At 45.4% G+C, this 10,960-nt stretch carries 9 protein-coding genes and 1 tRNA gene; 4 read left to right on the top strand and 6 right to left on the bottom strand.

The window, feature by feature from the left end; all coding sequences use genetic code 11:
* Positions 1-40: 40 nt before the first annotated feature.
* On the top strand, positions 41-121 hold the full coding sequence (locus JT717_RS24980; RefSeq protein WP_369411749.1) for a hypothetical protein: 81 nt from the start codon (positions 41-43) through the stop codon (positions 119-121).
* A 101-nt stretch (positions 122-222) separates the two neighbouring features.
* Here JT717_RS24980 and JT717_RS24975 read toward each other — a convergent pair.
* Positions 223-299, bottom strand: a tRNA-Arg gene (locus tag JT717_RS24975).
* A gap of 239 nt (positions 300-538) precedes the next feature.
* Between JT717_RS24975 and JT717_RS24970 the strand changes: the two genes are divergently transcribed.
* Positions 539-1,012, top strand: a complete 474-nt coding sequence (locus JT717_RS24970) for a 23S rRNA (pseudouridine(1915)-N(3))-methyltransferase RlmH (RefSeq protein ID WP_205513804.1) — start codon at positions 539-541, stop codon at positions 1,010-1,012.
* Positions 1,013-1,455: 443 nt separating this feature from the next.
* Here the strand turns inward: JT717_RS24970 and JT717_RS24965 are convergent, their stop codons facing one another.
* From JT717_RS24965 to JT717_RS24950, 4 genes are all read right to left on the bottom strand, one after another.
* Complete coding sequence (locus tag JT717_RS24965) at positions 1,456-2,460, bottom strand: DUF4249 domain-containing protein (protein WP_205513803.1); 1,005 nt, start codon at positions 2,458-2,460, stop codon at positions 1,456-1,458.
* A 44-nt stretch (positions 2,461-2,504) separates the two neighbouring features.
* The gene (locus JT717_RS24960) at positions 2,505-5,084 is read right to left on the bottom strand and encodes a TonB-dependent receptor (RefSeq protein WP_205513802.1); all 2,580 of its coding nucleotides are present in this window, start codon (positions 5,082-5,084) and stop codon (positions 2,505-2,507) included.
* Positions 5,085-5,151: 67 nt separating this feature from the next.
* Complete coding sequence (locus JT717_RS24955) at positions 5,152-6,144, bottom strand: FecR family protein (RefSeq protein ID WP_205513800.1); 993 nt, start codon at positions 6,142-6,144, stop codon at positions 5,152-5,154.
* A 45-nt stretch (positions 6,145-6,189) separates the two neighbouring features.
* The gene (locus JT717_RS24950; protein ID WP_205513798.1) at positions 6,190-6,750 is read right to left on the bottom strand and encodes an RNA polymerase sigma-70 factor; all 561 of its coding nucleotides are present in this window, start codon (positions 6,748-6,750) and stop codon (positions 6,190-6,192) included.
* A gap of 345 nt (positions 6,751-7,095) precedes the next feature.
* Here JT717_RS24950 and JT717_RS24945 point away from each other — a divergent pair, with 345 nt between their 5' ends.
* A complete protein-coding gene (locus JT717_RS24945; protein ID WP_205513796.1) occupies positions 7,096-7,689 on the top strand; it encodes an RNA polymerase sigma factor in 594 nt (197 codons plus the stop codon).
* 210 nt (positions 7,690-7,899) lie between these two features.
* On the top strand, positions 7,900-9,201 hold the full coding sequence (locus JT717_RS24940; RefSeq protein WP_205513794.1) for a FecR family protein: 1,302 nt from the start codon (positions 7,900-7,902) through the stop codon (positions 9,199-9,201).
* 569 nt (positions 9,202-9,770) lie between these two features.
* Here the strand turns inward: JT717_RS24940 and JT717_RS24935 are convergent.
* Positions 9,771-10,751 (bottom strand): helix-turn-helix transcriptional regulator, encoded by a 981-nt coding sequence (locus JT717_RS24935; RefSeq protein WP_205513793.1) that lies wholly within the window; start codon positions 10,749-10,751, stop codon positions 9,771-9,773.
* Positions 10,752-10,960 lie beyond the last annotated feature (209 nt).

Here is a 10,960-nt window from a genome sequence, read left to right as displayed (position 1 = left end):
CAGAAGTACCAACGCTTCTGCCGAATCCTTCAATGCAAAAATTAAAGCCTTTAGATCTTCTGCACGGGGAGTTCGAGACATTAATTTCTTCCTATTCAGACTCCAGAAAATCTATGCTTAACTACCTCATCCCCCAAAAATTTGACTTGATCCACAGTCTGGCCGCTGGTTTCAGCGGACAAAAAAACAGGACAAGAGGAAGAAAATCCGTCTTGTCCTGTCTGGTGACCCTGTCAGGATTCAAACCTGAAACCTTTTGATCCGTAGTCAAATGCTCTATTCAATTGAGCTACAGGGCCATTTTGTTCCTATTCAGTTGAACCACAAGGGTTAATTTCCTGAATGGGCGGCAAAAATAAACATATTTGCTATTCACTCCAAAATAAATCAGCTGATTTACCTGTTTTTTCATTCATTTTTTAACAGGCGCCAGCTTGCTGGCCCCCTCTGCCACAATTCCTTTCCCCTCTCCACAACTCCCTGATATTCCCTACCTTGCACTGGCATGCCAAATGCATTTACGCTTTAAAGGTCCATTATGAAAATTCAATGCTGGTCAATCGGTAAAAACCATGAATCCTATGTGAAAGAAGGCATAGAGGAATTTACTGCCCGCTTATCAAGATACTTTCCGGTGGAATGGAACCTCATTCCAACGCCAAAAAATGCCGGTATGCTCAGTGAAATGGACCTGAAGAAAAAAGAAGGTGAAACCATTCTCGAATGGCTCAAAAAAGACGATTACCTGGTGCTGCTCGATGAACGGGGCAAATCCTTTACTTCCCCTGAACTGGCTGAGTTTTTACAGGCCCGCGCCAATGAAAGTGTCAAAACCCTCATTTTCCTCATCGGTGGCGTTTACGGCGTTGATGAGGCCATAGTAAAAAGGGCGAATACCAAATGGTCCCTCTCAAAACTGGTCTTTCCGCACCAACTGGTGCGTTTGATCCTGGCCGAACAATTATACCGCGCCTGCACCATCATTCGCAATGAGAAATATCATCATAGTTAAAGGACAATGCTTTCCAGCCCAACAGACTGCGTTCACCATCCATCTTCATAACCGGCTTATTTCTGTTCATGGTTCCCCCGCTTAAAGCAATGCTTCTTTAATCGGGCCCCGTGATTGCTGAAATAACAAAGGGAAACGGTTCATTACAAGTTAGTTTCGGTTTGTTGCAGCCCCAAACACCATCTGCTAAACGCCCCATTAATAGTTTGAAACGGTACGCTAAAAACTATTAACGACCTATTTCGAGCTATAAACCATACGCCATAAACTCTGAGGCCCGTTTCGAGCTCGAAACTGTACGCCACAAACTCCTGGTGGCCCTTTTCTAGCAATAAACCATGTGCTAAAAACTATTAACGACCCATTTCAAACTATTAACCATACGCCACAAACTCCTGGAGGCCTGTTTCGAGCTATAAACCATACGTCATAAACTCTTCTTTTTACAATAACACATCAAAATAATAGATCCTTTCCCGCTTCGCCGATCCGCCAAAAATGCCCAGTCCATTTTCAACATTGCCCGAAGGCGACACCAGCTGGTTCGCAGGCACCGAGCCAAAATCTGTTTTGTATTTCTCGTATAACTTCAAATAATTGTACAATTCCTTACTTACCGATTTCAATTGCAGCCGCACCCTGCCTTTTTGCTTGGGGTCAACGAAGAATTGTTTATCTATAAAAACCCGGGTCGTATACTGTATGCCATTACATACGGCATCGGAAAAAAAGATGCGCCGGAATGGATTGGTCAGTTTATCAATACGCGCATTGTCCGACTGATCATCTTCGGTATGTAAATACAAACGCGTGAATTTATTCAAGCCAACTGTATCTCTTAACAGCGTAACACCGGGCGTATTTTTTACGGTCTCATACAATTCCCTGCCCGCCTGTGTATCATAACTGTAGCGCTTGCCCTGGTAGTAAAAAAAATGATTGTTCCTTACCTGTTCTTTTACTGCTTCAATAACGTAATATTCTTCATGATTCAACGAATCCTTCCAGGTGATAGTGGCCGACAGCACCTCTTTTCCATGGTAATTTGTAGAGATAGTATCTACGCTGAGCAGGCGGGGAAATAGCGGAATATGCGTCGACGCCTGCACCAGTCCCAATGTGGGGTGATTGATCTCTATCTTATAAGTCGTATTGGCCTTGAACCTTTTTTTGTTGGTGAAAACCGAGGTGGGGTTGTTCACATATTGCAGGGAATAATTCGGTTGCAGGATCCAGCTCATCGTATTGGTTTCAGTAAGGGTTACCGTGGCATCGTTTACTTTTTCAAAACGGATCAGGCTGCCATTTTCAACTTTGATGGTTTTGCCAATAGGTATCTTAACCGAATCAAGCGCCGTGATCTCTGCCAGTACGACCAGCTTGCCGTCTTCGAACTGATCGCTCGAAAAATGCTTCTTACAGGCGCAAAGCAAAAGCGCCGGTATCATCAGGCAGGTTAAGTAATTATATGGTAAGCTGTTTTTCATATTATTCAAAACGCCACCGTATACGATATGTACGGTGTTACTTTAAAATACTGGTATTTGGTGGTTACCACCAATGATCGTTTGCCCAGGGTTCCTTCGAGGTCATACACGTACTGACTCGGCGAACCATATATGTTATAAACGCCCGCCGTTACGCGGGAGCGGACATTTTTCCCCAGCTTATGATATTGGCTGGCTGATACATCGAGCCGGTGATAGGGCAGGGTGCGGTACATTTTCGAGAGGGAAGAATTATAGATCAACCGGTATTCTTTGGGCGCCAGCGGATCCCTGATCTGTTGCGCATCATCGAAATCAGGATATACCTGATTGGGCAGGCTGTACACATCGCCGGTAGCAAACATCCAGAAAGCTGAAAAGCTCCAGTGTTCATTATACTTAAAAGTAGCGGCTGCATTGATCTCGTGGCGGCGGTCGTATTTAAAAGGAAATTTCGCACCATTGTTTATGCCCACGAAGCGGCGCCAGTTCCACGATAAGGTATAACTCAGGTGTAAATACCATTTGTCGCTGATCCGCTCTGCTTTTGTTTCCAGTCCATAACTCCAGCCCTTACCCAGTTGTACATTGTGACCCCAGTCGGCCGTATTCAGGAACAGGTTCTTGCCCTCGGCATAATTCGTCACATTCCGCATTTGCTTGTAGTATACATCGGCATGCAAACTCAGCTTTTTATGATTGCGGTAACTGTAACCAAGATTTATCATGTCGCTTTCTTCGGGGTTAAGCTCACCTGTACTGGGCACCCAGGCATCACTGTTAATGCCCATGTATGGATTGGTCACCATGTGCAGGTATTGGGTCATGTGATTATAGGAGAGATCAAACTGATGACGTTGATCGAATTTATAAACGGCAAAGAAACGAGGCTGCCAGGCGGTATATTTAAAATCTTTGTGCTGGTAAAACGAAACGCGCAGTCCGGGCCGGAAGAACCATCGCTCATTAGGCCTGAATTCATTTTCATAAAACAATACCATTTCACTGAAGGAAAGGGGTGGGAAGGCATTGAAGTCGCCGGGCCTGTCCATAAACTCGGCAGATACATTGGTATCGAAGGGCCTGATACGCGTGTAGGCTGCCTTGCCGCCAATATTGAACCGCAGGTGATTGCTGGCGGAAAATTCCAGTGCGGTCCGGATATTATATTGCCGCATCGAAGAATAGGTATTGTACACCCGGTTTTGCACCAGGTGACCGGTGCTGTCGTACAATTTATACCGGAAGCCGGCAATATTATCGTAGTTGCTTATATTAACAGAAGAGTTGATGAACGCACGGGCACTGAGCAACCGGTTCCAGTTGAGGGTAGCCGCTTTATTACCCCAGCGTTGCTGGTTATTCGTATAGTTTTGATGTAATTGCAATTCATCGTTCCCCGCATAAGCATTCACCATGATCTTGTCTCTTTTACCTACCCATTGGGTGTACTTCACATGCAGGTCGTAAAAGTTAACGCTGATGCCGGATCTAAGCATCCGCAGGATCGGGTTGATCCAGCTTTGGCGAAAAGAGACCATGATCGATGAACGGTCTTTTTTTATAGGTCCTTCCAGGGTAAAAGAACCTGCCAGTAAGCCGGCATTCGCTTCGCCCTGCCAGCGTTGCATATTGCCGTCTTTGGTCATTACATCAATGACCGACGATAAACCGCCGCCATACCTGGCCGGAAAATTCTTTTTATACAGGTACATCGACTTCAGCGAGGTCTTATTCGCTATGGAAAGCGTACCCAGTAAATGCGTGGGGTTGAAAATCGGGTTTCCATCGAGCAAAAAGATGTTCTGGTCAGGACTGCCACCGCGTACCAGCATGCCATAGGTGATCTCGGGAATATTTTTCACCCCGGGATCGAGATAGAAGGAACGCAATGCATCTGATTCACCGAGGATGATATCATAGGAACTGGCTTCTTTCGCTGCTTTGTTCTCTTCGGTTTCCGCCATGGTGGGCGCCGAGGTAACTGTTACTTCCTTAATATCGCTTTTAGGTGTCAGGTGAACATCTATACGCGTATTCGCTTTGAGATCGATCTCCATTTTGCGGGTGTCGTAGCCGGCATAAGACAGGTAAATGATATTTTTTCCTTCGGGAAGTAATAAAGTGTAATAGCCGTGATTATTCGAATAACTGCCCCGTTGCCGCGCTGGTTGCCAGATCGTAGCATCCGCCAGCGGCTCACCACTGATTGTTTCGCGAATAATGCCATAAACGGAATACCAGCTGACAAAAAGATCTTCGGCTATTGGGGTGGGAGAGGGCGTAACAATAAGCTTATTGTTTTTTTCGAGCAGGTGGATCTTCTGTCCCGCTAATACCTGCTGCAGTACCGAACTAATGGTTGCGGGCGATCCTTGCAGGTTGATGATCCTGCCGGTGTCTAAAGAATTAGCCGCATATTCAATGATAATAGGGCCATGTGTATTGATGTCTTCGAGAAATTGTTTAACAGAACCTTGCTGAAAAGATGGGGTATAGGAACGCGTGAATAAACCGACCCGTTGGGCCTGGGTCAATTGAATACTACTAAGCAGCACAACCAATATACAGAACAGTCTTTTCATGCTATAACTCAAGCTATAGCCCGCAGTTCACCGGTGTTTTTACGTCCAAAAGCTACAAAGAACTAATTTAATTCCGATAAAATACGATTTTATCGTTTTCTTTTTTCGTTTGCAGGCCGGTGATCAGGCTGATCTCTTCCAGCACCTGTTCTATTGGTTGATTATTAAATGCTACGGTGATATGAATGGTTTCTGCCCCGGGCGAAAGACCGGGCGCCAGTTCAATGGCAATGCCATAATAGTCTGCAAGATCCTGCAAGGCTTTTGGCAGCGTGGTATTGTTAAAGGAGAGCTTACCCGTTTTCCAGGCAATATAATTGGAGTCGGCAACAGGCTCCTGGAAAAACTGTTCGTTCGTTAGTATGGCTCTTTGTCCTTTCGTGAGCATCACCTGTTGATGCTTTTTAATATCGGTTACATCCACTTTGCCGCTGACAACGACCACTTCTTCCCTAGGCCTGGTGGCATTCACCAGGAATGAAGTGCCCAGCACTTTAATTTCTGCATGGCCGGTAGTAACTAAAAACGGCTGATGCTCATTATGTTGAACGGTGAAGAATGCCTCGCCGCTCAATTTTACCCGGCGTTCTTCTTTGTCGAATACTTTTAAATATTTTATGGAGCTTCCTTTACGTACAGTCACAACAGAATGGTCGGGCAGGGTGATAATGGCGTTTTTGTCGGTAGCCGCCACTGTTTGCCATTGGGCCTGGCGGTACCACCAGTATCCACCTAAAGAAATACAAACCAGGATCAAAATGGCAGCGGCTAATTTTGAACGCGACGCAAAGAGCGGGATGATTGCGTGGAAAGGGATCTTTTCCCGAACGGCCGGGCGGGCGATCTTTTCATCCAGTTTCCGCCAGGCCAGGTCGGCGCGAAAGCCTGGGTTTGCCAGTAAAGGCCCGCTTTTTTCCCAAATGCGTTGCATATCCTCATACTCCTGCCGGCAGGCAGCATCCGATTGCAGCCATTGCTGTAATTCTTCCACCTCCTGTGGCGTTGCTAGGCCTTGCAGTTCTTTGGCGATCAGATTAAGTATGTGTTCTTTTTGATTCATTCAATCGTCCTGTTGTAATAACATTAAATTGAGGGTTACCCCTACTTATGACGTCAAAAACCAGAAAATTATGCAGGCAATTATGATCAGGCCCTGTTTTTGCCTGATGTAGGACCGCAAAATTTTAAGCGCTTTACCCATTTGGTTCTCAACCGTTTTTACGGAAATGCCGAGGGAATCGCCGATCTGTTTATAAGTAAGGTTGCTGACCCGGCTCAACACGAAGACCTCACGGCACTTGGGCGGCAGCCTGTCGAGCGCATCTTTTAAGAGGGTATCAAAGTCGGTTTCCTTCGTGGGCGGCTGCGGGCGTTCGGCTGGTGTTTCAACAATTTCCTGCTCGTTCACCTCACCCAATACCGTCTTTTGCTTTTTTTCCTGGAAGCTCAGGCAGTTATTACGAACGGCCGTATATAAGTACCAGGTGAGCTCTTCAGACCCAATGAGATTTTGCTTTTTCTCCCAAACGCGCAAAAAGGTTTCCTGAACAATATCCTCACAGCTATGCGGCTCTTTTACAATGGTAAAAGCATACTTGCACAGCGGTTCGTAATGTTTATAAAAGCTTTCCTGGAATTTCCGGTATAATTGTTCAGGCGCCTGCATAACCGTTTACGGGAATCATTTCATTAAATGTAATAAAAAGATACAATGGTTAAGGTAAAAGGATGGCGCCACAAGATACATGTTAGCCGTCAATGTGCAATAACCGTATGAAACTCATTGCAGATTATCCTGGTAACATGCCCCAAACGCCGTTGTGATAAAAAAAGAACTTATATATACAGGTTATCTGTTAGTAGATGCAAGTTTTACCAAACTTTTTTTGGACCTATGCTTTAATGATCGATATTCGTTCCGTTAGTTACACATGTATAAAGGGGATTATTAATAACTGCAAATAAATTTCATCACCTGGTAGCGCGGACAGGGGATGACAAGTACTGAGGAATGAAACATAATTTTCAGGATAGGTCTCTTTTACAGGAATTTAAAAGAGGGGATACACATGCGTTCAAGACCGTGTATGATATGTTTTTCCCAAGCCTTTGTTTCTTCGCAAAGCGATTGGTTGACAACGAGGGGGAAGGAGAAGATATTGCGGCTGATAGTTTTGTGAAATTGTTGAACCGCTACGATTCCTTCGATAGTATTGCAAATATTAAAGCATTTTTATACATTACCACCCGTAATGCCTGCCTGAATTACCTGCGCCATACCCAACGGCAACATTCCTCGAAAAAAGAGCTGAACAGGATCCAGGATAAGATCGATCAGCATGCATTGAGTTTGATTGTTCATGCAGAAGTGCTGCGCGAAGTGGAGTATGAAATTGAACAACTGCCCAACCGCTGTAAAGAAATATTCAAGCTGATCTACTATGAACGCCGGTCGGCCGATGATATCGCTGAAATGCTTGGCATTTCCATCAATACCGTTTGGGTACAAAGAGCCAAGGCGATCCAGTTAATACGTACCAACCTGTTAAAGAAGGGGATGCTGTCTGCCCTCTTATGCTTTTTGGCTATGAATAGTGAATCCTGAATGGTGAATCGGTGATCCGCAGATAGTTGCAGTTTCAGGTTACCCGTTTCAGGGGCCTTAAAATATTTGCATCCCATTTATTATTCAGCCGGCTGCTACCGAAGCCCCGGGACCTGCAACCTGGAACCGCATCGCTGTGAATCACCGCAATTATTTCGACATTCTATAAAGGAAGCTCCCGGAAACGGTGTTTCTATATCAGGCTACATTATGGACACAGCAATGAATTTTTCAGACATGGACGATGCGGATTATTTCGCCGCGTTGCTGCTGAAGCAGTTACGGCAGGAAATAACCGATGAGGAATTGCAATACCTCGAGGCATGGAAAGCAAGCCATCCTTCGTTTGCGCAGGCAAGTGAGTCCGTAAATGACAGCGAGCGATTACTGGCCGACCTGCAGGACATGAAACAGATCGATATGGAGGGCTGGTGGCAGAAGATCAGTGCGCAGGTGGAAATCACAAAAAAGCCGGTTCCTTTTTACCGCCGCTGGTATGCCTATGCTGCAGCTGCTATGGTCTTACTGATCGCAGGAGCCGTTACCTGGCAATACTGGCCGGCTGAAAAACCGGCACAGGCTGAAACCACACCATTTGAACCGGCCTCATTGAATATGTCGCCGGGAGGTAATAAAGCAATACTCACCCTGGCGAACGGCCGGGTGATCGATGTAGGCAATGCAGATACCGGAAAACTGGCGCTCGATGCGAACCGGAATGTGATAAAGGTGCAGGACGGCGCCCTAAAATATGAAAGTACAGGCTTTCATGAACGGGCCGATCAACAGCTTTGGGCAGCCTGGAATCTCCTCACCCCCTACAACAAATTAAGCACACCGCGCGGCGGTCAATACAGTCTTGAACTGCCTGATGGCAGTAAAGTTTGGTTGAATGCCGCTTCGTCCATTACATTTCCTACACATTTTTTAGCGCGTGAAAGGCGTGTCACCATCACCGGTGAGGTATATTTCGAAGTGGCCGCCGTTACAGACGCGGATAAAGCTAATACCCCCTTTATTGTAACCGTTGAAGATCCTGCAGGGAAAGACCTGGCAAATGTAGAAGTGCTGGGAACCCGGTTCAATATTATGGCCTATGGCGACGAGCAGGCGGTTAAAACAACTTTGTTGAATGGAAAGGTAAAAGTATCAGTTCCTCATGCTGGTACGGCCGCAAACACTGCTTTGCTAATGCCGGGACAACAGGCGCTGATCCCGCAGGCGGGGAACAGCAACAGCAATGCAATGAAGGTGATCGATGTGGACGACCTGGAAGCTGCCTTTGCCTGGAAGAATGGGTATATTTCCTTAAAAGATACCGACATCCGATCGATTATGCGCATCCTTTCGCGCTGGTATAATGTTGAAATAGGATATGAAGGTAAAACCCCTGATTATAGATTCGGTGGTGCTATTTCCCGCAAAGTAAATCTCTCCACGGTGCTTAAAACGCTCGAATACGGCGGCGTTCACTTCAAAATTGAAAATAACAAGATCATTGTATTGCCATAGCAGATGAGTGGTAAGTGGTGAATGGTGGCTGGGCAGCCGCGCAGCTTTCGCACAAGTAATTGGTAAGTCGCAAATAGCGGGTATGGGCAGCAGCTGGTGATTGGTGCGCATAAAAAATGCGCCGGTTTTGAACCAATTGAACAACCGGATATGATGTTCGGAAAGAGCGAGCGATTAAGTTGGCCATGCAAACCCTCACAATAGCATGCATTGGCTTAACCAATTTCCGGTAATTCGAATATGTGATCATTGCCGGCGCAGTATAGCACTATTCATACAACACCATGATAAACCTTATCTTATGAAATGTAGACCTTTAAATGAATGTTATTAAGCTGACTGGTATAATCAATCGTTTGAACAGGTAGTATACGGCAGATAGCTAGTGACGGATGGGAACCGGATCATACGCGCGTATAACAATTATCATCACCTGAAAAACGCTTCTATAAAGTTACAATGTCCTTGATAAGCCCTCCAAATTTCATAGCTAAAAACATTTTGCCAAAAAAGCGAAAATTAAATATTTTTTTTACGTCAATATGTATTCACAAACCACAAACAATAAACTATTCCGGATTTTCCTTCGTTCGCGCCCTTGCCGTTATATGATAATACTTCTTGAACGCCTTCGAGAAAGCACTTAAGTTCGTATATCCTACCTCTTCAGCTACCTGCGAAACCGAATATCTTTTGCCCGATAAGAGCTGCCAGGCCTTTTCCATGCGGATATCGCGCAAATAATCGGCCGGACTGCTATGATACAGTTGCTGGAACCCGGTCTTTAGTTTATAGTCGTTCAGGCCTGTCAATTGTGTCAATTCCTTTATCGTCCATTCCTGTTTTAGATTTTCTTCCATTTTGGTTCTTGCCATAAATATCGCCTGCGCTTCCTGCATCGTAAGGTTCACCGGTTCCCATACCGGATGCTCAGAGATGTTCTCGAGACATAAATGCAATAGGGTAAGTGATCTCGTGTGCAGGGCGGCTGTTGACCGTTTGCCGGATTGTATCAGTTGATGCACATGCGTGAGCAGGGAACGGTTGGCCACCTGGTTCACCGGAACTAGCATGGCCGGTTGCTGGTGTAAAACTTTTTTCTGAAAATCATTCATTAAAACTAAAGGTGGCAGTTTTTGCGACAGCACATATACCGGGAAATGAATATCCACAGAAAAATATACACCCGCGTTCTGAAAATAAAGCCGGTTGTTCTGAAAAGGAATATACAACAGGTTATACCCCTGTTCATAGAAGACCAGGTTACCCAGTCCCTCAATATGATATTGGATATGATTAACTAGGTGAAAGCGTAATTTTATTAAAGGCTCATACTCCATCATCGTGAAGGTGCAGCCGCGGTTCAACAGAAAGTGCTGCAGGCGAATGAATACCCCATTACTCTGTATCTGCTGAAACAATACATGTCCGAAGTTCCCCGATGCGGCAACAGCCGATGCGCCGGGAACCAGATAGCCATTCAATGCGGTCGGAAGTTGATCAGTAAAGGCCAGTTCTTTTAAATTATCAGCAATCAGTTTTATTTGCATACCTAGCAATGATTTAATGGGCTATTTATTCACACACTGATCCGGATGCTATGCAGTTACGACAATAGCATCTGCGTTAACAGCTGAACTGTTATGTTCTTTGAATAAAACAGCGACCTGTAAATGATAACCAGTCAGGTGAAACACCTGGCGCCATACGTTAGTAATAATTCCGCTATGCAGTGCTATCATCAGGCCCCATTGCGGGA

This window comes from Longitalea arenae (assembly GCF_016924755.1).
GTDB classification, from domain to species: Bacteria; Bacteroidota; Bacteroidia; order Chitinophagales; family Chitinophagaceae; genus Niastella; species Niastella arenae.
The sequence above is the reverse complement of the archived record's forward strand: the minus strand, read 5'-3'. Positions and strand labels throughout refer to the sequence as shown.